Consider the following 24,235-nt stretch of genomic DNA (forward strand, 5'->3'; position numbering starts at 1 on the left):
GCTGTCCTCGCCGACGAACGTCCCTCAAGCTGGATGGCGGACCACCGGCAGGCTGTCCGTCAGGGGGGAAGGGCGTGGGCAAGCAAGTAGGGGACGGTTCCGGCCTGCGGCGTGCGCCGATGACCGCTCCGGCGCGGGGGCGGGAATGGCGCGAGCTCGTTCACGCGCCGATGACCGCTCCGACGCGGGCGTGGCGCGGACTCGTTCACATGCTGATCACCACTCCGGCGCGGGGGCGGACATGGCGCGAGCTCGTTTACGCGCTGATGATGCCGTTGATGGCGGGAATCGGCCTCGTCCATCTCGTTCTCGTGCTGCTCAGCGTCGCCACGACGGTCAACCTCGTCGGAATACCGATGCTGGCCCTGAGCGTGCTCGCGGCCAGAGGGCTCGGCACGGCCAATCGAGGGCTGGCGCGGGTGCTGGCCGGGGTGCGAGTGACCGACCCTGCCCCGTTCCGCACCAGGCCCGGCCTGTTGAACCGGCTCGGAGCGGCGCTCGGTGACGTGACGGGATGGCGTGCCGTCATTCACGAGCTGGTCCGGCTGCCGGCGGCCGTCGTCGCCTTCGCCGTCGCCGCCGGGTTGTGGGGAGGTGGCCTGCTCCTGCTCTGCTGCCCCCTGTGGTGGCGATCCCCCGCCTTCGCACACCTGTCTCCCAACGGTTGGCCGGGTGCGGTGCTGCTGGGCGCGGCCGGGCTGGTGCTGCTGCTTCTCGCCCCCTGGGGCGTCCACCACGCGCTGGCCCCCGAACGGATGCTCGCCAGGACGCTGCTCGGACCGGATCCCGGTGCCGCGAGAATCCGCAGGCTGGAGCAGGCGCGTGCGATGGCCGTGGACGACGCGGCCGCGAGACTTCGCCAGGTCGAGCGCGACCTGCATGACGGGACGGCCGCGCAGTTGGTGACGCTCGCCCTGAACCTGGGCATGGTCCAGGAAGATCTTGAGCACGCCCATCGTCCCGAACGGCTGGAGCGTGCCCGCGCCCTCGTCGACGGCGCGCACCGCGGCGCCAAGGAGGCGGTGGCCGAACTTCGTGACCTGATCCGCGGCCTCCACCCGCCCGCGCTCGACAAGGGGCTGGAGACGGCGCTGGCCACGCTCACCGCACGGAGCCCGATCCCCGTCAAACTCGATACCGATCTACCGGAACGGCCGGCTCCGGCCATCGAGGCCATTTCCTACTTCTGCACGGCGGAACTACTCGCCAACGTGGCCAGGCACAGCGGCGCCAGGCGCGCCTCGGTCGATGTACGGGCAGCTGACGGCCTGTTGACGCTGCTCGTGCGGGACGACGGCGTCGGCGGCGTCGACGGCGCGGCGATGAACGCCGGATCCGGGTTGCGCGGCCTGGCCGCTCGGGCCGGGATGGTGGACGGCACGATCGACATTCGCAGTCCGGCAGGAGGACCTACGGTGATCACCGTCGAACTTCCCCTGCACATCTGAACGGAGAAGCGCATGCGCATCGTGATCGCCGAAGACGCCGTGATGCTCAGGGACGGCCTTCACATGTTGCTCACCTCGCGCGGCCGGCAGGTGGTGGCCGCGGTGGGCGACGGCGACGCGCTCAGGGCGGCCGTGGCGGAACACCACCCTGACATCGCCGTGGTCGACGTGCGCATGCCGCCTTCGCACACGGACGAGGGCCTGCGGGCCGCGATCCAGATCCGCCGCGATCATCCGGGGGTGGGCGTGCTGGTGTTCTCCCAGTACGTCGAGACGCGTTACGCCGCCCAGTTGCTCGCCGACGGTGCCCATGGGGTGGGATACCTGCTGAAGGAGCGGGTGGCCGACGTCAGGGACTTCCTGACCGCACTCGACCGGATCGCGGCCGGGGAAACCGTTCTCGACCCCGAGGTCGTCACCCAGATCATGGGCGCGAGCAGGCGCACCGAGACCCTGGGCACGCTCACGCCCAGGGAGCGCGAGGTGTTGGCCATGATGGCGGAGGGGCGTTCCAACAACGCCATCGCCAACGCGCTGTTCCTCTCCTACGGCTCGGTGGAGAAGAACGTGACGCAGATCTTCACCAAGCTCGGCCTGTCTCCGTCGGAGAAAGACCACCGCCGGGTTCTCGCCGTCCTGCGCTACCTGCAGGCCTGACCTCGGAACACCATCCGGAACGGGCCCCGGCAGGACACCGGCCATCCCCACCCCGAACAGGCGGACATCCCCGAGCCGGGACCCGGCAGGACACCGATCACCCCCCCAACAGACGGACACCCGCGAACCGGAACCGGGCAGGGCGCCGGCCACCCGTACGACCGGGCCAGGAGCCGACGGCGGCGTACCGGGGGAGGCTCAGTCGGGTTCCGAGGCGAGGGGGAGGATCACCCGGAACGTCGCCCCCTTGCCCGGGTCCGACTCCACGGCGACGCGGCCGCCGTGGGCCTCGACCATCGCGGCCACGATGGCGAGGCCGAGACCGCTTCCGCCGTCCTCGGGAGCGCGCCGCCCCCGGGCGGAGTCGGCGCGGTAGAACCGTTCGAAGACGCGCTCGCGCTGCTCGGTGGTGAGGCCCGGTCCTTCGTCCGCGACCTCGATGACGGCCATGTCGCCGTCGCTGGAGAGGAGCACCCGTACGGGGGTGCCCTCGGGGGTGTGGGTGAGCGCGTTGGTCATGAGGTTGCCCACGACCTGGCGGAGCCGTACCTCGTCGCCGGAGACGATGAGCGCGGAGCCGTCCACCGAGAGCGTGACATCGCGCTCCGGGGCGAGGATGCGGGCGTCGTGGACGGCGTCGGCGGCGATGGCGAGCAGGTCGACCGGGCGCATGACCATCGGTCGCTGCTGGTCGAGCCGGGCCAGCATCAGCAGGTCGTCGACGAGCAGGCCCATCCTGACCGCCTCGGACTCGACCCTGCGCATCAGCGGCGCGGCGTCGATGCCGGGCGCCTGCCGGTAGAACTCGGCGAAGCCCCTGATGGAGGTGAGCGGCGTGCGGAGTTCGTGCGAGGCGTCCGCGACGAACCGGCGCATGCGCTCCTCCGAGCTGCGGGCCGAGGACTCCGACTCGGAACGGGCGCGGAAGGCCGTCTCGATCTGGGCGAGCATGCCGTTCAGCGACCGGCCGAGGCGGCCCACCTCGGTGCGCGGGTCGGCGTCGGGGACGCGGCGGCCCAGGTCTCCGGCGGCGATCGCCTCGGCGGTGCGCTCGATCTCCTCCAGCGGGCGCAGGCTCCTGCGGATGATCACTACACCGGCTCCGGCGAGCATCAGCACCAGGCCGCTTCCGCCGAGCAGTTCCACCAGCGCGAGCTGGCCGACGATCTGCCGTACCTCGCTCATGTCCACGGCCACGATGAGGCTTTCACCGGTGTCCAGCGAGGTCACCCGGACCCGCCAGTCACCGTTCTCGAAGAGCTCGCCGACCCGGCCGTGGGAGATGTCCGGCCCCGGCTTGCCCTCCACGTCGATGCCGCTGAGCAGGATGAGGGCCCTGCCGTTCCTGTCGCGGAGCTCCAGCCTGGCGTCGGACGGCATCAACTTGCCCCCCAGCGCGACGGTGCCCCGGTTGTTCATGCGACGCAGCGCGGAGTCGGTGGTTATGTCGATCTGGCTGTCGACACGGTCGATCAGGTAGCCGCGCATGATCGAGACGCTGCCGACGCCGATGAGGGCGAGCGCGACCGTGAGCAGGAGCAGGATGACGCCGATCAGCTTCACCCGCAGGGGAGTCGCGTTGAGCATCACGGGGCCGGTGGCAGGCGCAACACGTATCCGACACCGCGCAGGGTGTGGATCAGCCTCGGGTCGACATTGTCGATCTTGCGGCGGAGCACGGAGACGTAGGACTCCACGATCCCGACGTCACCCCTGAAGTCGTAGTCCCATACGTGGTCGAGGATCTGGACCTTGGACAGCACCCGCCCCGCGTTCGCCATGAAGTAGCGCAGCAGCTTGAACTCCGTCGGCGACAGCGCCACCGCCTGGCCCTTGCGCCACACCTCGTGACTCTCCTCGTCGAGCTCGATGTCGGCGAAGGTGAGCCGGGGCGGCCTGGGGCTGAGCTCGCCGGAGTTGGTACGGCGCAGCACGGCCCGGATGCGGGCCACGACCTCCTCCAGGCTGAACGGCTTGGTCACGTAGTCGTCCCCGCCCATGGTCAGCCCTCGGATCTTGTCCTCGGTGGCGTCACGCGCGGTGAGGAAGACCACGGGGGTGTCGCTGCCGCCGCCGCGCAGGCGCCGTACGACGTCGAAGCCGTCCATGTCGGGGAGCATCACGTCGAGGACGATGAGGTCGGGCCGGTGCCGCTGGACGGCCGCGACGGCCTCCGTGCCGTTGCCCGCCGTGTTGACGCCGAACCCGGCGAACCGCAGGCTCGCGGCCAGGAGTTCGAGAATGTTGGGCTCGTCCTCGACGATCAACAGACGTGCCTCGGGTGAGTCGGTCACTGGTCTATTTTCACCGGCCCACATGAGAAAGCAGTTAACTGGTCAAGACAGAGGCTAACCCCACAATATGCCTGGCTATCGCCAAACTCGATGTGGCCGCCGGTGAGGGGGCGTTGCGCACGAGGGCGACGCGGCCGTGTACGTCGATCGCGAAGTCGTCCAGCATGCCACCCTGCCTGTCCACAGCCTGTGCGCGGACGCCTCCCGAGGTCCTCACCAGGTCGGCGGCGGTGAGCGCCGGGACGTAACGGCGCGCGGCCCTCAGGAACGATCCTTTACCCATCGAACCGGCCACCTCCCTCACCCCGGTCCTCCAGTGCCTCGCCGCCAGCCGCCGGGTGCCCCGCCAGGCCAGGGTCCGGCCCAGGTCGGCGAGGTCGATATTTCGCCAGGAGTAGCCTTCCAGCGCCAGCGCCATGACCGCGTTGGGGCCGACCAGCACCTCGCCGTCGATCCTGCGGGTCAGGTGCACGCCGAGGAACGGGTACCGGGGGTCGGGAACCGGATAGATGAGCCCGCGGACCAGGTCTTTCGCCTCTCCGGCCAGCGCGTAGTACTCGCCGCGGAAGGGGACGATCCGCACGTCGCCGGGGACCCCCGCCATCCGCGCGACGGTGTCGGTGCCGAGCCCGGCGCAGACGATCACCCGGTCGAAGTCCAGCGTCCGCTCCCCCGCCAGGACGCTCACCCCGCTCGCGGTCTCCCGTACGGCGCGCACCGGGTGGGAGAGCAGCACCGAGCCGCCGCTCTCCTCCACGTCCAGGGCGAGGCGCCGGGCGACGGCGGGGAAGTCGGCGATCGCGGTGTGCGGGGAGTGCACGGCGCCCACGCCGACGGCGTGCGGCTCGATCTCGCGCAGGGCGAGCGCGTCGAGCTCGGCGATGCCGGGAACCCCGTTCGCACGGGCCCGCTCGGCGATGCTCCGCAGTTCGGGGCGCTCGGAGCCGGTGGAGGCGACGACGAGCTTGCCGACCTCGTCGTACGGGATGCGGTGCTCGGCGCAGTACTGCCTGAGCAGTGCGACACCCTCCCTGCAGAGCCTGGCCTTGAGCGAGCCGGGGCGGTAGTAGATCCCTGCGTGGACGACTCCGCTGTTGTGCCCGGTCTGGTGGGCCCCGACGCGGTCCTCCTTGTCGAGGACGGTCACGGTGGCCCCGTGGGTCAGTGCCGTCTCCCTGGCCACGGCCAGCCCGACGATTCCCGCACCGACGATCCCGACCTTCATCGCCGGTTCCTCCCTTCTCCTCACGGGTCCCTACGGGTTTCCCGCAGGGTCCCCTGCAGAGCGATCATGCGGTGATCCGAGGTGGCCTGAGTTGATCTAGGTGATCTGGGTGATCTGGATGATCGCCTCCGTTGGGACGAAAGGCGCGTCACCGCGTGACACTACCCGCCAGCCTCCCGACCTTGTCGACGGTGAGATGTCCTTCCTGGGCCAGCCAGCGCAGCGAGTCGGCGACGGTCTCCTGGACCGGCCGCAAACTCACCCCGAGCGCCTCCAGGGTCGGGGTGTCGTACGTGCGGACCATCGTGACCATCATCTCGACGGCATCCCTGGTGAGCGGGTAGTCGATCTCCTTGATCAGCTTCATTACGTCACCCACGGCCGCCGCGCCGCGCAGCACCGAGCGGTGGATGCGAAACCTTCTGCAGCGGTTCCCCGTCACCTCGTCGCAGACGTCGGCGAGCTGCGCCCAGGTGAGGTAGTGCCCGCCCAGCATGAACCGGCGCGGCCCCCGCCCCGGTTCGAGGCAGCGGGCGAGCACGACGGCCAGATCCCGTACGTCGACGATGTTGGCGCCGCCCGCGGTGATCGGCCAGCCCTGTTCCAGTCCGGCGCGCAGGCCCTCCACCATCGCGTCCAGCGAGGGTTGGTACGGCCCCACGACCCCGGCCGGGTAGACGATCGTGATCGGCATCCCCTGGTCCTGGAGCCTCCTCGCGTAGCGTTCGGCGGAGATCTTGCTCCTGCCGTACTCGTTCCTCGGCGTGGAGAGCGGGCTCTCGGTCGTGATGACCGGCCCGGCCGGGGGCACGAAGACGCCAATGGTGGAAATGTGCACGATCGGGTCGAGACCGAGTTCCACGGCCTGTCCGAGGACGTTCTTCGCTCCGGTCACATTCGTGCCGTCCAGATCTCCGGCCTGGCCGATGACCCCGATTTCCGCGGCGGCGTGAATGACCGCGTCGCACCGTTCGAGCCCGTCCCGCACGGCCGCCGCGTCGCGGATATCGGCCGCGAGCAGGGGGATCTCCTCCGTCACCCCGACGGCGGCGAGCACCTCGCGCGTTTTCCGTGGATCGCGTATGAGAAGAAGCGGTTCATGCCCATCGGCGAGGAGCGCGGCGACCGCATGCGAGCCCACGAAACCTGACGCTCCGGTCACCAAAACGCGCATGCCTGAAAGTTATCGGCAACCCTCACCGCAGGAGAAGGGATAACCGGCCCGGTTCTTAACCGTCATTGCCAATGCGGGAAACAAGCCCAGGCCGGTCAAGGAATACGCGAATATGTCGGGGCAGTAAATCGCTATGCGGTCATTCATTTTCGACATGAGATCACGACCCGCACCATCTCCCGAGCCATGAGATCACCTCCCAGGGACGGCACGAGACCACGAGCCCGCCGATTTCCGAGGTCGGCGTGAGATCCCCGGACCGGCTCCCGGGGCGAGAGGGCGGTCGGCGGGTTCCACAGCCGTTACGCACATGTCTCCCGACCGTCGCCCACCCCGGTGGCGCGGAAGGGTATACCTTGATCAGGCCGGATGGCGGCCCGAACCGACCGCGTCACCGGGTGGAGATACGAGGCGATGAGCAGAGAACTCTCCATCGACGTCGATCGCCAAGAACACGCGGACTGCGCCGTGATCACGGTCGTGGGTGACATCGACCGCAACTCCAGCGAGTTGCTCAGGGAGACGATCGAACGACTGGTCGCCGACCACCGGCCGCGGATCGTCATCGACGCGGAAGGCATCACCTTCTGCGACTCCACCGGACTGCGGGTGCTCCTGAGCGGTGCGCGGGTGGCCTCGGAGGCGGGCGGGTGGCTGCGTCTCGCCGGAATCTCGGACGTCCTCAGCCGCCTCCTGCAGATGACCGACCTCTCCACCTGGTTCCCCGTCGATCCCGATGTGACGACCGCCCTCGACCGCGCCGCCCGCCGCGACACCCAGTCCCCCGGCTGAGCCTCCGAGGTCTCTCAGCGGGTCTTGCGGGCGATCAGAGTGATGGCGCCGATCGCGCCCGTCGCGATGGCCAGCCAGAGGAGCACGGCCAGGACCGGCACCCCCGCCTCCGCGCCGCCGTCCTCGTCCTCACCGGTCCTCGCCCCGGCGACCGGTGTGGGCGCCGGCTCGTCGGGGGTGGCGGAGGTCGGTGTGGGGGCCGCCTGGCGTAGGGCGGAGGCGGGTTCGGGGGCGCCGAGGGCCACCGCGGGCAGCGGCACCCGGTAGACCGGGCTGCGGCTTCCCTCGCTGCCGGTCAGCAGGTATCTGCCGTCGCGGGTGTAGGTGATCGACTCGGCCTGTTGCAACTCCGGCATCGTCACCCGGGCGATCTGCTCTCCCGGGGCGCGGTAGACCGTGGCCGAGAAGTAGGTGCGGATCACGAAGCTCGACCCGTCGGGGGCGTAGGCGGCGTCGGTGGCCATGATGGGCGCGGGCCCGACCTTGCGGAGGACGTTGACCCTGTCGGTGCGCAACCGCTTCGGTGCCTGGTAGACGGCACCGGCGAACTGCTTGGTCACGATGTGGAGGCGGCCGGTGTGGGGGTGCACCATGATTCCCTCGGCGTTGCGCCCGCCGTCCTCGTACCGGAACCGGTAGCGCACCGCGGGGACGACGGCGTCCCTCATCACGGTGGGTTCCGCCACCTTGTATACGGAAATATCCGGCCATGCCCCTTCCAGGTTGTCGCCGATATCGGCGAACCAGAGCACCCCCTGACCGGTCCGCGGGTCGGTGGACGCCGCCATGCCCTCCCAGTCGCGGGACTCCGCCCCTCGCAGGGTGAAGGTCGCGCGGGTCCGCCCGTCGGGGCCGACCGCGTAGAACACCGGGCCCGCGGAACTGTCGTTGTGGGTGTAGTAGATGTCCTTGCCGGTCGGTGAGACCGCCAGCCCGCTCGACTCGGTGATCCGGCTGTCCCTGAAACGGAAGAGGATCCGCGCCCCGTCGTCCGCCCCCGCCCCTCGTTCGTCGCCGACCCGCGCGCCGTCCCCGCCCTTCGCCTCCCGCGCCTCCGCCCGTACGCCGTGCCCCGTGTCCTCCCGAACGCCCTCACCGTCACCCGCCCGCGCGCCCTGGCCCGCGAAGACCGTGGCCACGGTCAGGCAGGCCACCGCGAACACGCGAACCACGACTTCCCCCGGCTTACTCAGCATCAAGCCATCATGCCCCGGCCGTGCGCACGGGCGTCACCGACGTGGCGGGTCCGATCGGCGCGGATTTCTCACGGAATCCGCTCGCCTGGAGTGCACTCCAGGTACTTAGTGTGGACACATGGACTATACGCAGCTTGGCCGCACCGGCCTGAAGGTCAGCCGCCTCTGCCTGGGCACCATGAACTTCGGCCCCCTGACCACGGAGGACGACTCCTTCGCGATCATGGACCACGCCCACGAGCTGGGGATCAACTTTTTCGACACGGCCAACGTCTACGGCTGGAAGAAGGGCGAGGGCATCACCGAGCAGATCATCGGCCGCTGGTTCGCGAAGGGTGGCGGGCGCCGCGAGAAGACGGTGATCGCCACGAAGCTCTACGGCTCGATGGGCGACTGGCCCAACGAGGGCCAGCTGTCCGCGCTCAACATCCGCCGCGCCGCCGACGCGTCGCTGAGGCGGATGCAGACCGACTACATCGACCTCTACCAGGCGCACCACGTCGACCGGAACACCTCGTTCGACGAGTTCTGGGAGGCGATGGACATCCTCAAGCAGCAGGGCAAGATCCTGTACGTGGGGTCGTCCAACTTCGCGGGCTGGCACATCACCAAGGCCCAGGAGAGCGCGCGACGCCGCAACAGCCTCGGCCTGGTCTCCGAGCAGTCCCACTACAACCTGATCGTCCGTGAGCCCGAGCTTGAGGTGATCCCGGCGTCCGAGGACTACGGGGTGGGCCTGATCCCGTGGAGCCCGCTCGCGGGCGGCCTGCTCGGCGGCATCCTGCGGAAGATCGACAAGGGACGTTCGGCCTCGGAGCAGATCACCAAGCAGCTGGACAAGCACCGCGACAAGATCCAGCGCTACGAGGAGTTCTGCGACGAGCTGGGCGAGGACCCGGCGAACGTCGGCCTGGCGTGGCTGCTCCACCAGAAGGTCGTCACCGCGCCGATCATCGGGCCGCGCACACTCGACCAGCTCGACGGCACCACCAGGGCGCTGGAGATCGTTCTGGACGAGAAGGCCCTCGCCCGCCTGGACGAGATCTTCCCTGGCTTCAGGACGGCGCCCGAGCACTACGCCTGGTAGCGCCGGGAGGCTAGGACACCAGGGCGCCGATCACCACGAGGAGCACGAGCAGTGCGAGCACCGTGGGCAGCAGCCAGCGACGGGGACGATCCACGCCCTGGAGCCTAGCTCTGCCCACGGGGTGCGCGCGCCCCCGGGCGCCGTTCCTCGACCGTCTCGTGGCGGTTCCCGGCCCCGCGGCGGGTCCGGCCCTCACGTTCGAGGGCGAGAACGGGCTCGTCACGCACCGGTGGCGGCGGGGATCCCACGGACGGTCGCACGCGACCTCCTGCCGATCACCCTCGTCAGCATCATGGCCACACCGCAGCCGATCAGGGTGAGCACACCGCCCACCATGACCCCCGCGCGCGGGCCGCCCAGCTCGGAGATCCAGCCGAGCAGCGGCGCGCCGATCGGGGCTCCGCCGGTGAACACGAGCACGTAGATCCCCATCACCCGTCCGCGCATCTCCGGCGAGGTGGCGAGCTGCACGCTGGCGTTGGCCGCGGTGTTCACCGAGATCAACGCGATGCCCGCGGGCACGAGGGAGACCAGGTACAGCGGGTACCACGGGGCCAGGCCACTCGCGATCTGGAAGAGGCCGAACGCGACCGCGCCGCCGACCAGCAGCCTCCGGCTGGGCCGTACCCGCCGCGCCGCCATGAGCGCGCCCGCGAGAGCACCGACCGCGAACATGCTGGAGGCGAGCCCGAACGAGGCCGCGCCCGCCCCGAAGACCTCACGCGCCATGAGCGCGATCGACATCGAGAACGACTGCGTGAACAGCGAGACGAAGGCGACCAGCAGTATCGGCATGAGCAGCTCGGGCCGCGCCATCACGTACCGCAGGCCCTCGCGGAGCTGCCCCTTCGCCCTCGGCACCGGTTCGGGGGTGGTCAGCTCGGAGGTGCGCATGAGCAGCAGACCGGCGAGCACGCCCGCGAAGGACAGGGCGTTGATCAGGAAGATCGGGCCGGTGCCGCCGAACGCGTAGATCAGGACACCCGCGACGGCCGGGCCGACCACGCGGGCCAGGTTGAAGCTCGACGCGTTCAGCGCGATCGCGTTGGACAGGTCCTTGCGGCCGACCATCTCCACGACGAACGACTGCCGGGTGGGCACCTCGACGCAGGCGATGAGGCCGAGCAGGAACGCCATCGCGAACACCTGCCAGACCTGGGCCGAGCCGGTCACGACGAGCACGCCCATGGTGAGCGCCAGCAGGCCCATGAACGACTGGGCGACGATCAGCAGCAGCCGCTTGGAGTAGCGGTCGGCGAGCATGCCGCCCCACAGGCCGAAGAGCAGCAACGGCAGGAACTGCAGCATGACGGTCACGCCCAGCGCGAAGGCGCTGCCGTTCGTCAGGTCGAGCACGAGCAGGTCCTGCGCGGTGCGCTGCATCCACGAGCCGACGTTGGAGACCACGCCTCCGGCCGCGAACAGCCGGTAGTTGTAGACGCGCAGGGAGCGGAACATCCCGCCCCGCGTCTCGGGCACGGGCTGGGTCGTCCCGCTCTCCGTGGCCTGGAACTCGCTCGCGGCGGCGGCCCGCGCGGCCCGCCGCCGCCTCACCCTCGCCCTCAGCCCGATCTTCTTGCCTGGGCTCCCGCCCGGCTCATCCGCCGGATTCGCGCCGGATTCCCCGCTCGACTCTCCCGCCGGATTCCCGCCGGGCTCCTGGCCCGGCGCGTCGTCCCGCTCCCCCCGCGACCGCGTTCCCGCATCGTCCCCGGGCGCGGCGGAGACCCCGGCGTCGTGTGGGACCCCGGGTTGCTCGGGTTCTTCTGGTTCGGCTAGATCCGGCTGAGCTTCTCCAGTATCGGAGCCGCCTGCCGGAGCGTCGCCCTCTCCTCGGGTGTCAGCTCCTTCAGCCGCTGTGTCAGCCACGCCTCCTTGAGGCGCCGCTCCTCCCTCAGCAGCGTTGAGCCCTGCCCTGTCACGCTCACGGTCACCTGGCGCCGATCGGTCGGGTGCGGTGTGCGTGACACCAGCTCCCGCTCGGCCAGCACGGCGATCACGCGTGTCATCGAGGGCGGCTGCACCTTCTCCAACTCGGCCAATTCGCCGGGGGTTATCGCGGAATGCCGTTCTACGGCGGCGAGTGTCGCGAGCTGGGTGGGCGTCAACGAGTGCACCGCGGCCTGCCTGCGCAGGCGTCTGTTCAGTCGTGCCAGCGACACGCGCAGAGCCGAAGCGAGACCGGCGTCGCTGCGCAGGCTCGCGACGTGGTCCTTCCTGGGGTGGTTCATTAGCGTAAGTCATTACCTTTGCTAACTATATACGGATGCACGTGATTCCCTCCAGAGGGTTTTCTTCTCGGCGCGGGGCCGTACAGCGTGCCAGACGGACGGGAGATCGCCAACCTCGCCCTGAGCACCCGGGATCCCTCGCCGGGAACCCCGGGGAGAGCTCGACCCCCACTGGAAACGCCGGCGGGTCCGGCCGTACTCCCCCTGCGGAAGCCGAGGTCCTTCGAAGGAGCGACCTCGTACACCAGGATCTCACCGCCCGCCTCGCCCCTCGAAGCCGCCGTCGCGTATCTCGAAACACCGGCGAAAGAGTGGCGGGGTGCCGCCCGGCTTCTCATCCTCGTGTGGCGGCCGGATCTCATGGAATTCTCAGTTTGGGATGAGGGAGGTCTCAGAAGGTCGGCCGAGCATCGGTCCGGTAAGTGCCATGCCCTTCATCGGACAAGGAGTTACATGAACCGCACCAAGCGCATGATCATAATCGCCGGCGTCGGCACCACCCTCGCCGCCGGGCTGACCGTCCCCGTGGCGGCCTGGGCGACCAGTCCCACCCCCGCGCCGTCGTCCTCCTCCTCGGCGACCCCCGGCACCGCCCCCGACGGCACGGAGCACGGCCCGCACGGCCCGCGCGGCCCACGCGGCCCGCACGGCGGTCACGGTGGTCACGGTGGTCACGGTGGTCTCCATGGCCCTGGCCACCACGAGGAGACGGCCGCCAAGCTCGCCGAGATCCTCGGCGTCGACAAGGACAAGGTCACCACGGCCCTGGAGGAGATCAGAAAGGAGAACGGTCCCGGCCGACCTCCCAAGGCCCCCGAGCAGGACGAGGCGGGGAAGGCCGCCCCGCAGGATGAGCCGAGGAAGGCCGCCCCTCGGGAACAAATGGCCGAGGCCCTGGCCGGCAAGCTCGGGATCAGCGCGGACAAGGTCGTCGCAGCGTTGGAGACGCTCGATCAGCAACGCCGCGCCGAGGTCGAGGCGGCCTTCGCCGAACGGCTGAAGGAGGCCGTCACCGCCGGCACGCTCACCCGGGCCGAATCCGACGCCGTCCTCAAGGCGTACCGCGCGGGTCTGATCCCCGCCGGCCCCCGGGGACGCTGAGCACGACCGCACGGGAGCACGTACGGCCGTCACGGCGTATCCCACCGTGACGGCCGTACCTCGTTCTCAGGAGTTCGGCACGGCGTACGGGAACGCGGAAGGCCGTCAGGGTGACCACCTTCTTCGATCACCGTGACGGCCTTCCGCGCGTCGCTCAGCCGAGGCCGAACATGGCCTTGATCGGGCCGAGCGCGAAGTAGACGACGAACAGCCCCGCGACCGTCCACATCAGCGGGTGGACCTCACCGGCCTTGCCCTTGATGGCCTTGATCAGCACGAAGGTGACGAAGCCCGCGCCGATGCCGTTCGCGATCGAGTACGTGAACGGCATCAGGACGATGGTGAGGAACGCCGGGATCGAGATCTCGTAGTCGGTGAAGTCGATCTCGCGGATGGCGGTCATCATCAGGAAGCCGACCACGACCAGGGCGGGAGCCGCGGCCTCGTAGGGGACGACGGCGACGAGCGGCGAGACGAAGATGGCCAGCAGGAACAGCACGCCGGTGACGACGCTGGCGAGGCCGGTGCGGGCGCCCTCGCCGACACCCGCGGCCGACTCGATGTAGGTGGTGTTGGAGGAGACGGAGGCCGCGCCTCCGGCCGCCGCGCCGATCGAGTCGACGAGGAGGATCTCGCGGGTCCTGGGCAGGGTGCCGTCCTCCTTGATCAGCCCGGCCTGCCCGCCGACGCCCACGATCGTGCCCATGGTGTCGAAGAAGTCGGTGATGAGGAGGGTGAAGATGAGCAGCAGGGCGAGGATGACCGAGACCGAGCCGAAGGCGCCGAGCGGGTCGAACTCCCTGAAGAGCACCAGCGGGTTGTTGAAGCCGAAGATCTGCTCGGGCAGCTGGGGGACGACGAGCTGCCAGCCCGACGGGTTCGGCTGCTGGCCGGGCGTCACCGAGGCCCCGACGTTGGTGACGGCCTCGACGATGACCGCGAGGACGGTGGTGGCGATGATGCCGATCAGGATGGCGCCCTTGGTCTGACGCGCCACCAGCAGCACGATCAGCAGCAGGCCGACCACGAAGACCAGGATCGGCCAGCTGGTCAGCGAGCCCGCGATACCGAGTTCCAGCGGCGGCCCGGCCGCCACGCGGCGGACGAAGCCGGCGTCCACGAAACCGATCAGCGCGATGAACAGGCCGATGCCGACGCTGATCGCCGTCTTCAGCTGGGGTGGGATGGCGTTGAACACCGCGGTACGGAACCCGGTCAGCACCAGGAGCCCGATGATCACGCCCTCCAGGAACACCAGGCCCATCGCCGACTCCCAGGACATCTGCGAGGCGATGCCGTAGGTGACGAAGGCGTTCAGGCCGAGGCCCGCGGCCATCGCGAAGGGGACCCTGCCGACGATCCCCATCAGGATGCTGAGCAGTCCGGCCACGAGGGCGGTGCCCGCCGCGACGAGCGGGACGTTGGGCGTGCTCCCGTCTCCGATGAACTGGCCTTCGACGTCCGGGACGGTGGCGATGATCAAGGGGTTGAGCACGACGATGTAGGCCATCGTGAAGAACGTGGCGAACCCACCGCGCACCTCCCTGCCCACGGACGAGCCACGGTCGGAGATGAAGAAGAAGCGGTCAACTTTACTTAATTCAGGATTTTTAACATCGCTCACTCGCGCAGAGTGACAGCGAGCTCTCCTTCTCGGAAGGCCCGGCTGTCGATGGTGATGGTTTCGAGATGGATTCGCGCCTTCACGTGACCCGTTTTGCGAATAGTGAGAGGTCATCGCCTAGTCTGGAGCGCGTGAACCAGCCACGACCTCCGGATCTGCAGCCGTTGAAGACCAACGACACGCTCACGATCCTCACGGGTACCGGCCTGTGGGTCGTCGCCCTGGTCGTCCTCCTCGTCGCGCAGCCGGGTCCCGAGCACCGCTGGTGGATCTGGACCTGCGTGTCGGGCATCTGCGGCGGCCTTTTCGGCCTCTGGTACGTACGCCGCCGCGACCGCCGCCCGCCGCCCGAGGTCGGGGGGCCGATCGAGCCGACCACCACGACCCCGTGACCCCCGGGCCGCGCCCGGGGGACATCACGTCCGCGGCGCCGGCGTGCCCCCCGAGCGCCCAGGTGACCGTCTAGGTCGAGCTAGGTCGAGGCGGTCCAGCTGTCCAGGTCGGCCTCGGCGAGCAGCAGCGGCACCGCCGCCGGATCGCGCAGCAGCGCCGCCACCGCGAGCCGGTCGCCCCATTGGCCGGACGCCCAGGCGAGCCCGCGCGCCAGCCCCTCCACACCCGAGGCGTGCACCGTACCCTCGAAGAACCTCCAGGCCGCGGGGACACCGTCCACCAGCAGCCTCTCGTGCTCCACGTAGCTGCTGGGCGCGCTCGGCAGCAGCGACCGTACGGCGGGCGGGACGTCGCGCTTCTCGCCGGAGGACGTCACCTCACCTGCGGCCTCCTCACCGGCGAGCGGCAGGTCGAGCAGCTCCGACAGCGCCTCGGCCAGGTCGAACGGGGCCAGGATCAGCGGCCTGCCCGCGACGAGCGGCAGCAGGTCCGGCGCCTCGACCACGACCGGCTCTCCCGCCGCCTCGGCATCGCCCCCGGAGTCGGCGCCGGTGGACAGCACGCGGCCGTCCTCGGCGTCGGCGGCGACGATCGCGTCACCGAGGACGGCGCGTACGGCGCGCGGGGGCCCGACGCGGGCGGGGTCGACACCGGCGAGCGCCACCCACAGGGAGCGGAGCTGGGCGCGGTCGACCTCCACGGAGGGGTCGCCCAGCAGGTCGAGCAGCTCGTCGGGACCGCCGTGGGAGGCGAGCAGGTCGGCCAGCGTGCTCCGGACCCCGATCATCGCCAGCGCCGCCTCGTCGACGACGGCGGGGGCGTCCCCGTACAGGCCGAACAGCAGCGGGTCGCCCGCGGGGAGCCGCAGCTCCGTGGGGCGCCTGCCGGCGAGCACCGGGTGTGTTGAGAGCCACCAGGCGGTGTAGGAGGGCACCTCCACGACCTCCCCCGCCACCAGGACCCGCAGCGGGTGCAGGACCGAGCGGAGCGGCGGGCGCGACAGCAGGGCGAGGGCGGCGGGCCAGTCGGCGACGTACTCCAGGTCGCGTACGGCGGAGAACTCCCTCGCGACCGGCGGTACGGCCATCTCCGGCAGCAGGTCGAGGACGACCTCCAGCCACTCGTCCTCGCGGTCCAGGTCGTGGTCGCACTCGTCGGGATCGATCATGACGTCGGAGTCGTTGACCACGGCGAAGCCGTCGAGCACCCCGGCCGCCGCGAGCACCCGGGGGCCGTACCGCTCCACCAGCTCCGGCGCGGCCGTGCCGAAGTGCGTCTCGCTGTCGAGCAGCCCGGCGAGCGCCCCGTCGGCGAGGAGCAGCTCGCCCGCCGGGTACAGCTCGCCGTCGGCGCCGCGCAGCGCCAGCTCGGACAGCCAGGGGGCGTCGCCCGCGGTCAGCCCGGCGGCGTCGACCAGCGCGAGCACCGCCCTGGCCACCGGTTCCGAGTCGGGGCTGTCCAGCGACTCCGAGACGGCGGAGCGGGTCAGCGGGTCCTCCAGGACGGTGCGGGGCGTGGCCTCGCCCGCGCCGAGCCTGAGCAGGAGGGGGTGGGCCGCGTCCGGGTGCACGACGCGCAGCCCGAGCGGCGCGAGGACCGCCGGGTCCAGCCTGGAACCGTCGGTGAGCAGCAGCGTGCCGCGCGGCCCCCTCACCAGGCGGCCGTCGGCCAGCGGCACCGGCAGCGCGCCGAGGGCCTCGGGGTCGTCGGCGGGCAGCACCTCGTACAGCGACCGCCACCAGGCCGGGTCCCTGTCCTTGACGGCGTCGCCGGAGAGCATGTCCACGATGTCGGAGAGCTGCACCCGGTTCACGCCGAGTGCGGTGATCGCCGGATGCCGGGACGGCCATCCCGCGGGCAGCAGCCCGCCGATCATCGGGGCGACCCTCTCCAGCAGCTCGGCCGGCGCCGCGACGACGGATGCCTGCCGCCCGGAGACGACCAGCTCCTCACCGGCGGAGAGCGGGGCCGGGGAGGCGCCCCCGGTCGCGCCGGAGCCGCCTGTGGCCGTACCGAGACCTGCTCCGGCGCCGAGGGGACCGGCAGCGGCGGGACCGTCGGCGGGGTCGGGGAGCAGGAGGGAGGCACCGGAACCGTCCGGCCTGCCCGACGAGGCCGGGTCGGCGGGCGGCGAGAGGGCGGGAAGCAGCGGGGCGTCGGGGAGCCTGCGCAGGATCGCCCGGCGGATGCGGGCGTCCAGCTCGCCCTTGCCCATCATGCCCGGGACGAGGTCGAGGAGCCGGGGAGTGCGAGGCAGCCCGGCGAGCAGTTCCAGGTAGGTGTCGGCGGCACGCTCGACCAGGAAGTCGGTGAGCGGGCCCGGCGCGACATGCCGCCGGTCGGTGGCCATCGGGAACGAGGCGATCAGCAACGCGGGCAGATCCAGCGGCTCGTCGCTCGGCGTGGGCGCGTGCACCACGGGCGGTACCAGCGCGGGCAGCGGCCGAGGCTCCCCGCCTGCCCCGGCGAACCCGGAGGGCCCTCCGGATCCGGAGGGCCCGGACCCGACAGACCCGGCCCCGGCGGCCTCGGACCCGGCGGCGGGCACGGGGGCGGTGACGGGCACCGCCCAGCGGACCAGCCAGTGCGGCCGGGAGCGCTCCTCCGTCGGGCGGTCGGCGAAGAGCTCGGCCACCTGCTCGGGAGTGAACCGCCCGGAGTCCGAGACGACCTTCCAGCCCTCGGAGGTGACGGTCCGCGTCTCGCCGTCCACGTCGATCTCGATCGACTCCAGGGCGGGCAGGCCGAGCAGCAGGGCGGGGCTGGTCTCCCGCAGCATCGCCCGTACGGCATCCTCGGCCGCCTCGTCACGCAGCGGCAGCCGCACGAGCGTGTCGAACCCGGTGGGGATCTCCACCGGGCCCGCGGGGAAGGGAAGACGCAGCAACGGTACGTGCCCACCGCGCTCGGCGAGCTCCTTGGCCAGCTCGGGCTCCGCGGCCACCAGGGCGGCGGTCTGGTCACGGGACCAGCGGACGACACCGGAGCCGAGCGAGCCGATCACCGGCTCGTCACAGACCGACACCACGGCCGCGAACCCGACGCCGAACCGGCCGGCGGCGTGGGCGTCGTCGCGCTTGGCGGAGACACGCAGCGTGGACAGACCCTCGATCCCGGACCTGTCGACGGGGGCACCGACGTTGGCGGCCGACAGCACGCCCTCGCGCAGCGAGAGGCGGAGTCGCCCGGGCACCCCGGCGCGGAGCGCGGCGTCCGCGGCGTTCTGGGCGAGCTCGACGATCAGCCGGTCGCGGTAGCCGCCGAGTGCGAAGTCCTCCTCCGCGTTGGCGTCCTCACGGAAACGGGCAGGCGAGGCCGTCCAGGCGGCCAGGACGGCGGAGCGCAGTCGTTCGGTGCCGAAGATGTCAGTCAAGGCGATGCTTCCAAAAGGTCGAAGCCCCGCGCGACCAGGTGTCCCGGCCGGAATGGCCAGGACGACCAGTACGGCCAGGACGCCACGGAAGCGGCTCCCGGCCGCGACGGCCGGGTGTGCCGCAGGGACGGCGGCGGGGCAGGATGGACCCGGTGGTGCCCCGGGTTGGGAGCGGCCCGGCGGCGCCGGGTCAGGAGTGACCGAGCGGCTCGGAGGCGGTGTCGTCCACCGATCCGGCCAGGTCTGGTTCCGAGACGTGCTCGGCGGTGTCGTAGGAGAGGTCGTCGAGGATCGGCGAGGTCGGCTCGACCTGGTGCGGCAGCACGGCGGCCTCGGAGTGAGCGCCGCAACCGTGGTCGGCGGCGACGACCCGCCCGTCGTCGGGGGCGTACTCGTTCGCGCAGACCCCGAAGCCGGTGCGCAGCGCTCCCGCGAGCGGCCAGTAGAAGCCGCAGGTGGAGCACTGGGCGGGCGCGGCGTGCGCGAGCGGGGTGTGCGGTCCCGACTCGCCGGAGTGCCAGCGCCGCACGGCGCGGTCGCGGCCGATCGGGGAGAGCACCCGGGCCCGGCCGAGACCGTACTCGAAGATCATCTGATGGTCGGAGTCGTCGTCGGTCTCGGTGAAACCGGGCGCGAGCCTGTCGTCGTCGTCGGAGGTGGGCAGCAGGTCACCCACGCCGAGATCGCCGGGACGCAGCCTCTCGCTCCACGGCACCCACTGCGGCGGCATCAGAGCCCCCGAGCCGGGCAGGAGCACGACCTCGCTCACCGTCACGTTGCGCGCCCGCGAGGCGCGGGCGACCGTGACGGCCCAGCGCCAGCCCCGGTAGGCGCGGTCGAGACAGGCGAAGTAATGGGTGACGACGCGGTCGCCCTCACCCTCGACCCCGAGGTGCTCGCCCACCTCTCCGGGCCTGACATTCTCCTCGACCGCGACTCTGGCCAGGTCGACGGCCGCGACGCACGCCTGGTCAAGGACCACGGCGCGGGATCGAATCCGACTCATGAGTCGTCTCCCGTCAGCCTCGCAGCACGACGGCCGCTGTCCCTACTGGCTGGCTCGCTCACTGCGCTCACAGTTCATTCTCGCCCATGCCCGGAGCGAACGGCACCGTGGACATCTAATCACCCGGGAAGTGATCCGGCGTCCCGGGGACCGGCCGTCGTGGCGGGCCCGGCCGAGACGGTCGCTTCAATCGCCAGGGGAGTGACCTGGCGCACCGGACAACTCACCCGCCCTTCGGGTATGACTGGATACGTGGCAGCTGGGTGGGAACGGGCGCGGAAGACGGTGGGCGATGCCTCCCGGTGGGTCGGCGAGGCCGCCTCCGCCGCGGGCAGGACCGCCGCGCGCGCGGGCCGCGGCACCGGCCGGGTGACGGCGAAGGCGGGCAGAGGGGCGGTCAGCGGCACCCAGCGGGCGGGCAGGGCCGCGCGGCGGCTGACCCACGCGCAGGGCGCGGGCCGCACCGGGCTGGGCCAGCTGATCGAGCTGACCGCCGCGCACAGCGTGGGCGACGCCCTGGTCACCGCGGCCCTGGCCGGGACGCTCTTCAAGCTCCCGGTGAACGAGGCACGCGGCCAGGTCGCCCTCTACCTGCTGATCACGATGATCCCGTTCGTGGTGGTCGCGCCGTTCGTCGGCCCGGTCCTCGACCGGTTCCGCTCCGGGCGGCGTTTCGTGATGGCCGGGACCCTCTTCGGCCGCGGGCTGCTCTGCTTCGCGATGGCGGCGGCGATCGTCCCCGGCGACGTGTTCACGATCTTCCCCGCGGCACTCGCCGTGCTGGTGCTGTCCAAGGCCTACAACGTCTCCCGCGCGGCGATCATGCCGAGCGTGCTGCCCGCCGACATCGCACTCGTCACGGCGAACGCCAGGGTCGCCCTGTTCGCACTGGTCGCGGCGGGCGTCGCGGTGCCGATCGGCGCCGGCGCCAGCGCCTGGCTGGGCGCCGAGTGGGTGCTGCGCGGGGCGACGGTGCTCTTCCTGTTCCAGGGCGTGCTCGCCGTACGGCTCCCGCGCCACGTCGACTCCCCCGATCTGGATGAGCTGGACGAAGAGGGCGAGGAGCGGCCACCCCGCTGGCGCACGATGCTGAACGTGGGCCCCGTGGTGACCGAGGCGATGCACGCCAACGTCGCCATCCGCCTCTACTCCGGGTTCCTGCTCTTCTACCTGCTGTTCCTCGTCCAGGACAAGAACCTGCCCGGCCTGCCACCGATGGTCGCCATCGGCGTGCTGGGAGCGGCCGCCGGGATCGGGGGGCTGGCGGGCACGGCCGTGGCCTCGTGGGTGCGCAACCATTCTCCGCAGGTCATCGTGCTGGGGACGCTCGCCCTGACGACCGCGATCACGATACTGGCGGCCGTCGTCTTCCAGTTGTGGAGCGCGGTGGCGGTCGCGCTCGCGGCCGCGTTCGCCCAGGGCCTGGGCAAGCTCGCGCTGGACGCGATCGTGCAAAGGGAGATCGGCGAGGAGGTGCGCTCGTCCACGTTCGGGGTGGTGGAGGCCTTCCTTCAGATCGCATGGGTGCTGGGCGGGCTGGTCGGGCTCTGGCTCTCGCTGTTCGCGAGCGGGACGGTGGGACTGGCCGTGATGTCCGTGGTGCTGGCGGGTTCGCTCGGCTGGCTGCTGGTACGCCGCCGAGGGCGGGTCAAGGAGGTGGACGCCAGGGTCGAGGCCGCGAGAGGTCCGCGCCGCTCCCCGTCAGGGCCGCACCCCACGGCGAACGGAGAGCGGCCCTCACGGGACGGCACGCCGCAGGAGCGGGTCGGGCCGCGGCCCGCCGGGACGACCACCGCGGTCGTGCACCACGGGGATCCACCGACGGAGAAGCGGACCAGGCCGCTCACCAACCCGCACGGCTGAGCCGCGAGGGTCTTCCGGCGGGTTCGAATCAGTCGTCGAGGTCGTCGGCGACGGCTCGGAGCACGGCGGCGATCTTCTTCGCGTGCGCGGCCTCCGGCTGCTTGCCCCTCTGGTACGACATGGAGACCGTGTCCAGGAGCTTGATCAGATCCTCCACGATGACGACCATCTCGTCGGGCTTCTTGCGCTTGCCCTTGGGTTTGGCGGTCTTGGCGAGGGTGGGGGGCTGATCGATCACTCGGACCGAGAGCGCCTGCTGGCCGCGGCGCCCCTCGGCCACACCGAATTCGACCTTCTGCCCTGGTTTGAGGGAATCCACGCCGGACGGCAGCGCGGAAGAATGCACGAAGACCTCACCGCCGTCGTCGCGGGTGAGGAAGCCGAATCCCTTGTCGGCGTCGTACCACTTGACCTTGCCACTCGGCACAGGGGTGACCTCGTTCAGACTGTCGTGAAAAGGAATGGATGTAGGTTATGCCCCGCAGGCGCTGGGAGCGACCGTGTATTGAGGCCCGAATTACACGAGAACGGGGGTTCGCCAGCCGTCGAACCATTCGACGAACTCGGTCAGGTCACCCAAGATCACATCGGCTCCGTGATCACGCAGTTCTCCCGCCGGATAGACGCCTGTCGCCACCGCCACGCTGACGGCTCCCCCCGCTCGTGCCGCGTCGATGTCCGCGACATGATCTCCAACATATGCGGCGGCGCCGAAAGCCGCGAGGGCCGGCCCCTTGGCCGCCCCGAAAACCGATCCGGCGACCTCGTCCACCTCCAGTCCGAGGAACTCGACCGTCCTCGCCGCGTCGCGGGCGTTCTTGCCCGTGACCACGGCGACCCTGCCCCCCGCCCGCCGTACGGCCTCGACGGCCTCACGCGCGCCGGGCATGAGGGTGGTGACCGGGACGGCGATCGACGGATACAGCTCCCGGTAGACGTCGGCGGCGGCGGGGACCTCCTCGACGGGCATCCAGTTGGCCAGTTCCCACTCCAGCGGCGGCCCCAGTCTGGCCAGCACGGTGACGGTGTCGATGAAGATGCCGGTACGCAGCGCCACCTCGTCGTAAACGGCGGCGATGCCCGCACGCGTGTCGGCGAGCGTCAGATCGAGGTCGAATCCCACAGAGTTCACCAGGTCACTCACCGCTCCATGTCCGCTCCGCGAGGAGATTCGCCGAGAATCCCTCAGAGAATGCCAAATCCCCCCAAACATTGCTAATCCAGAGTGTTGCCCGTGAGGCATCCCACCGCGGAAGCCCTCACGAAAAGATTCACTTATCCGGAAGACGCGCCGACGCCCCCCATCGGTTCTCCGGTGTTCGAAGAGACCGTGGGCGAGCCCTCGGGTCCGCGTGGAGCGCGACCGCTTCTTCGCCTCCCGGATGTGCCTCACCCTCGGCCTGCTGTCCCGGCCGATGGTCCGGAGCATCGGCCGACAGACCCGGCGGCCGACGCGCCACCGGACGATCACCCCGCGAGAGCGGAGACCGTGGCCACCCCGCGAGAGGCCGGAAGCCGTGAGGACTCCGACGGCGTCACCCGGGTCGGCGGGCTCCCCTCCCCACCGGGATCGGAGGATTGAGCAGGCGGTAGGCGAGCCAGAAGACGGCCCACGCCGTACCCAGCATGAACATGAGCCCGCTGATGGTGAAGAACTCGTCCACCACCGTGCCAAGGTCGTTCCTGGCCCGTACGAGGGCGACCAGGGCACCGCCGAAGGTGTAGCTCACGAGCGGAGCGGCCAGTCCCAGCGCCTTGTCCGAGGTGTGCCAGTTCTCGCAGGCGACCACGACGAGAGCCGCGACGGCCCAGACCAGCACCGGGATCCTGAAGATCGCGATCGGGGCGAACGGGAAGGGGATCAGCAGACCGGCCAAGGCGAGCAGGACCATGCCGGCCGTCTCGCGCCGATGGCTCAGCAGGATCGTCCGGGTGTCCTGGGTGCCGGGGACGACGTCCTCCCTGGAACGGGCCGGACGCCGTCGACGCAGCCAGTCGGGACGGTTGCGCGCCCGCCTCCTGGCCAGCCGCTCCTCGGCCTCCCGCATGCCCCTGGCCGCCCCGGGCGGAAGTCCAGGACGGCCCTCGGCGTCTCCTCGGACACGCGTCTCTTTCCGGACTCCGGTGTCTTCCCGAGGTCCCGTGTCTTCCCGAGGTCCGGTGTCTTCCCGAGGTCCGGTGTCTTCTTGAGCCCCCGTGTCTTCCTGAGCTCCCTGGGCTCCTTGGGGTCCCGCTTCCCCTCGCGACGCCTCCGAGCGCTCTCCCTCCCGCTTCTCTCCCCGGATTTCCCCGTCTTCCTGCTCTTCCCCCGACTCCTGTGGCGTGTCCGATGTCAACCGCCGTGCCATCAGCGGCGGGAAAGGATCCCGCACCGCTGGGATCTCCTCGGTCGGGGGGTCGCTCTCCACCGCGTCCTCCCACTCGTCGACCCGATCCGGCTCGGGCCGATCTCGCGTGGGACGGTCCGACTCGGGGCGATCCGAGGCGGGGTAATCCGACACAGGAGCGTCCGATTCGGGACGGTCCGTCTGGGAGTAGTCCGAGGCGAGGCGGCCCGGCTCGGGGTGATCCGACTCATGGCGGTCCGAAACGGGGTGATCCGAGGCGGGGTAATCCGACACAGGAGCGTCCGATTCGGGACGGTCCGTCTGGGAGTAGTCCGAGGCGAGGCGGTCCGGCTCGGGGTGATCCGACTCATGGCGGTCCGAAACGGGGTGATCCGAGGCGGGGTAATCCGACACAGGAGCGTCCGATTCGGGACGGTCCGTCTT

At 70.7% G+C, this 24,235-nt stretch carries 20 protein-coding genes; 7 read left to right on the plus strand and 13 right to left on the minus strand.

All coding sequences use genetic code 11. The annotated features are described in order from the left end of the window. Positions 1-74 precede the first annotated feature (74 nt). Together ABZ664_RS35790 and ABZ664_RS35795 are read left to right on the plus strand one after the other, a co-directional pair. Entirely contained in the window at positions 75-1,448 is a 1,374-nt protein-coding gene (locus ABZ664_RS35790) for a sensor domain-containing protein (protein ID WP_362520569.1), read from the plus strand. A 12-nt stretch (positions 1,449-1,460) separates the two neighbouring features. Further along, positions 1,461-2,105, plus strand: a complete 645-nt coding sequence (locus ABZ664_RS35795) for a response regulator transcription factor (RefSeq protein WP_362520574.1) — start codon at positions 1,461-1,463, stop codon at positions 2,103-2,105. Between the two features lie 198 nt (positions 2,106-2,303). On the opposite strand, the gene ABZ664_RS35800 is transcribed toward ABZ664_RS35795, so the two are convergent. The 4 genes from ABZ664_RS35800 to ABZ664_RS35815 all read right to left on the minus strand — a co-directional run bounded on the left by ABZ664_RS35800 (position 2,304) and on the right by ABZ664_RS35815 (position 6,798). After that, positions 2,304-3,692 (minus strand): ATP-binding protein, encoded by a 1,389-nt coding sequence (locus tag ABZ664_RS35800; RefSeq protein ID WP_362520577.1) that lies wholly within the window; start codon positions 3,690-3,692, stop codon positions 2,304-2,306. Further along, positions 3,692-4,399 (minus strand): response regulator transcription factor, encoded by a 708-nt coding sequence (locus tag ABZ664_RS35805; protein WP_362520582.1) that lies wholly within the window; start codon positions 4,397-4,399, stop codon positions 3,692-3,694. The genes ABZ664_RS35800 and ABZ664_RS35805 overlap by 1 nt, the downstream gene beginning before the upstream one ends. 34 nt (positions 4,400-4,433) lie before the next feature. Next, a complete protein-coding gene (lhgO, locus tag ABZ664_RS35810; RefSeq protein WP_362520585.1) occupies positions 4,434-5,624 on the minus strand; it encodes an L-2-hydroxyglutarate oxidase in 1,191 nt (396 codons plus the stop codon). A 148-nt stretch (positions 5,625-5,772) separates the two neighbouring features. Further along, positions 5,773-6,798: an NAD-dependent epimerase/dehydratase family protein gene (locus ABZ664_RS35815; RefSeq protein ID WP_362520588.1), complete on the minus strand. Its 1,026-nt coding sequence runs from the start codon at positions 6,796-6,798 to the stop codon at positions 5,773-5,775. Positions 6,799-7,212: 414 nt separating this feature from the next. On the opposite strand from ABZ664_RS35815, the gene ABZ664_RS35820 reads away from it, so the two are divergent. Then, positions 7,213-7,590 carry an STAS domain-containing protein gene (locus ABZ664_RS35820; protein WP_362520593.1) on the plus strand — a complete coding sequence of 126 codons (378 nt, stop codon included), beginning with the start codon at positions 7,213-7,215 and terminating at the stop codon, positions 7,588-7,590. Positions 7,591-7,604: 14 nt separating this feature from the next. On the opposite strand, the gene ABZ664_RS35825 is transcribed toward ABZ664_RS35820, so the two are convergent. After that, positions 7,605-8,786, minus strand: coding sequence for a hypothetical protein (locus ABZ664_RS35825; protein WP_362520596.1), 1,182 nt, complete (start codon positions 8,784-8,786; stop codon positions 7,605-7,607). A 118-nt stretch (positions 8,787-8,904) separates the two neighbouring features. Between ABZ664_RS35825 and ABZ664_RS35830 the strand changes: the two genes are divergently transcribed. After that, positions 8,905-9,873 carry an aldo/keto reductase gene (locus tag ABZ664_RS35830; protein WP_362520599.1) on the plus strand — a complete coding sequence of 323 codons (969 nt, stop codon included), beginning with the start codon at positions 8,905-8,907 and terminating at the stop codon, positions 9,871-9,873. Positions 9,874-10,092: 219 nt separating this feature from the next. Here ABZ664_RS35830 and ABZ664_RS35835 read toward each other — a convergent pair whose 3' ends face one another. Then, entirely contained in the window at positions 10,093-11,427 is a 1,335-nt protein-coding gene (locus tag ABZ664_RS35835) for an MFS transporter (protein WP_362520602.1), read from the minus strand. A gap of 221 nt (positions 11,428-11,648) precedes the next feature. After that, a complete protein-coding gene (locus tag ABZ664_RS35840) occupies positions 11,649-12,104 on the minus strand; it encodes a MarR family transcriptional regulator (RefSeq protein ID WP_362520605.1) in 456 nt (151 codons plus the stop codon). Positions 12,105-12,557: 453 nt separating this feature from the next. Here ABZ664_RS35840 and ABZ664_RS35845 point away from each other — a divergent pair, with 453 nt between their 5' ends. Then, complete coding sequence (locus tag ABZ664_RS35845; RefSeq protein WP_362520608.1) at positions 12,558-13,205, plus strand: hypothetical protein; 648 nt, start codon at positions 12,558-12,560, stop codon at positions 13,203-13,205. A 154-nt stretch (positions 13,206-13,359) separates the two neighbouring features. Here the strand turns inward: ABZ664_RS35845 and ABZ664_RS35850 are convergent, their stop codons facing one another. Next, positions 13,360-14,829: an NCS2 family permease gene (locus ABZ664_RS35850; protein WP_362520611.1), complete on the minus strand. Its 1,470-nt coding sequence runs from the start codon at positions 14,827-14,829 to the stop codon at positions 13,360-13,362. Positions 14,830-14,960: 131 nt separating this feature from the next. Here ABZ664_RS35850 and ABZ664_RS35855 point away from each other — a divergent pair, with 131 nt between their 5' ends. Then, positions 14,961-15,221 (plus strand): DUF2530 domain-containing protein, encoded by a 261-nt coding sequence (locus ABZ664_RS35855; RefSeq protein ID WP_362520614.1) that lies wholly within the window; start codon positions 14,961-14,963, stop codon positions 15,219-15,221. An 80-nt stretch (positions 15,222-15,301) separates the two neighbouring features. On the opposite strand, the gene ABZ664_RS35860 is transcribed toward ABZ664_RS35855, so the two are convergent. Together ABZ664_RS35860 and ABZ664_RS35865 are read right to left on the minus strand one after the other, a co-directional pair. Next, positions 15,302-18,595, minus strand: coding sequence for a hypothetical protein (locus ABZ664_RS35860; RefSeq protein WP_362520617.1), 3,294 nt, complete (start codon positions 18,593-18,595; stop codon positions 15,302-15,304). Positions 18,596-18,785: 190 nt separating this feature from the next. Continuing rightward, positions 18,786-19,601: a DUF3027 domain-containing protein gene (locus tag ABZ664_RS35865; RefSeq protein WP_362520619.1), complete on the minus strand. Its 816-nt coding sequence runs from the start codon at positions 19,599-19,601 to the stop codon at positions 18,786-18,788. A 252-nt stretch (positions 19,602-19,853) separates the two neighbouring features. Here ABZ664_RS35865 and ABZ664_RS35870 point away from each other — a divergent pair, with 252 nt between their 5' ends. After that, positions 19,854-21,464: an MFS transporter gene (locus ABZ664_RS35870; RefSeq protein ID WP_362520623.1), complete on the plus strand. Its 1,611-nt coding sequence runs from the start codon at positions 19,854-19,856 to the stop codon at positions 21,462-21,464. Positions 21,465-21,492: 28 nt separating this feature from the next. Here ABZ664_RS35870 and ABZ664_RS35875 read toward each other — a convergent pair whose 3' ends face one another. The 3 genes from ABZ664_RS35875 to ABZ664_RS35885 form a co-directional block, all read right to left on the minus strand. Next, the gene (locus ABZ664_RS35875; protein WP_350945785.1) at positions 21,493-21,891 is read right to left on the minus strand and encodes a cold-shock protein; all 399 of its coding nucleotides are present in this window, start codon (positions 21,889-21,891) and stop codon (positions 21,493-21,495) included. Positions 21,892-21,981: 90 nt separating this feature from the next. Then, positions 21,982-22,608 carry an HAD family hydrolase gene (locus tag ABZ664_RS35880; RefSeq protein WP_362520628.1) on the minus strand — a complete coding sequence of 209 codons (627 nt, stop codon included), beginning with the start codon at positions 22,606-22,608 and terminating at the stop codon, positions 21,982-21,984. A 391-nt stretch (positions 22,609-22,999) separates the two neighbouring features. Next, positions 23,000-23,512, minus strand: coding sequence for a hypothetical protein (locus tag ABZ664_RS35885; RefSeq protein ID WP_362520631.1), 513 nt, complete (start codon positions 23,510-23,512; stop codon positions 23,000-23,002). Between the last annotated feature and the right edge of the window lie 723 nt (positions 23,513-24,235).

The organism is Streptosporangium sp. NPDC006930 (assembly GCF_040635605.1).
GTDB lineage: Bacteria > Actinomycetota > Actinomycetes > Streptosporangiales > Streptosporangiaceae > Streptosporangium.

Excerpts from the sequence above, each read along its gene's own strand:
- ABZ664_RS35795 (WP_362520574.1), top strand. The coding sequence starts at position 1,461 with ATGCGCATCGTGATCGCCGAAGACGCCGTGATGCTCAGGGACGGCCTT.
- ABZ664_RS35800 (WP_362520577.1), bottom strand. The coding sequence starts at position 3,692 with ATGCTCAACGCGACTCCCCTGCGGGTGAAGCTGATCGGCGTCATCCTG.
- lhgO (WP_362520585.1), bottom strand. The coding sequence starts at position 5,624 with ATGAAGGTCGGGATCGTCGGTGCGGGAATCGTCGGGCTGGCCGTGGCC.
- ABZ664_RS35815 (WP_362520588.1), bottom strand. The coding sequence starts at position 6,798 with ATGCGCGTTTTGGTGACCGGAGCGTCAGGTTTCGTGGGCTCGCATGCG.
- ABZ664_RS35820 (WP_362520593.1), top strand. The coding sequence starts at position 7,213 with ATGAGCAGAGAACTCTCCATCGACGTCGATCGCCAAGAACACGCGGAC.
- ABZ664_RS35825 (WP_362520596.1), bottom strand. The coding sequence starts at position 8,786 with ATGCTGAGTAAGCCGGGGGAAGTCGTGGTTCGCGTGTTCGCGGTGGCC.
- ABZ664_RS35830 (WP_362520599.1), top strand. The coding sequence starts at position 8,905 with ATGGACTATACGCAGCTTGGCCGCACCGGCCTGAAGGTCAGCCGCCTC.
- ABZ664_RS35840 (WP_362520605.1), bottom strand. The coding sequence starts at position 12,104 with ATGAACCACCCCAGGAAGGACCACGTCGCGAGCCTGCGCAGCGACGCC.
- ABZ664_RS35845 (WP_362520608.1), top strand. The coding sequence starts at position 12,558 with ATGAACCGCACCAAGCGCATGATCATAATCGCCGGCGTCGGCACCACC.
- ABZ664_RS35865 (WP_362520619.1), bottom strand. The coding sequence starts at position 19,601 with ATGAGTCGGATTCGATCCCGCGCCGTGGTCCTTGACCAGGCGTGCGTC.
- ABZ664_RS35885 (WP_362520631.1), bottom strand. The coding sequence starts at position 23,512 with ATGCGGGAGGCCGAGGAGCGGCTGGCCAGGAGGCGGGCGCGCAACCGT.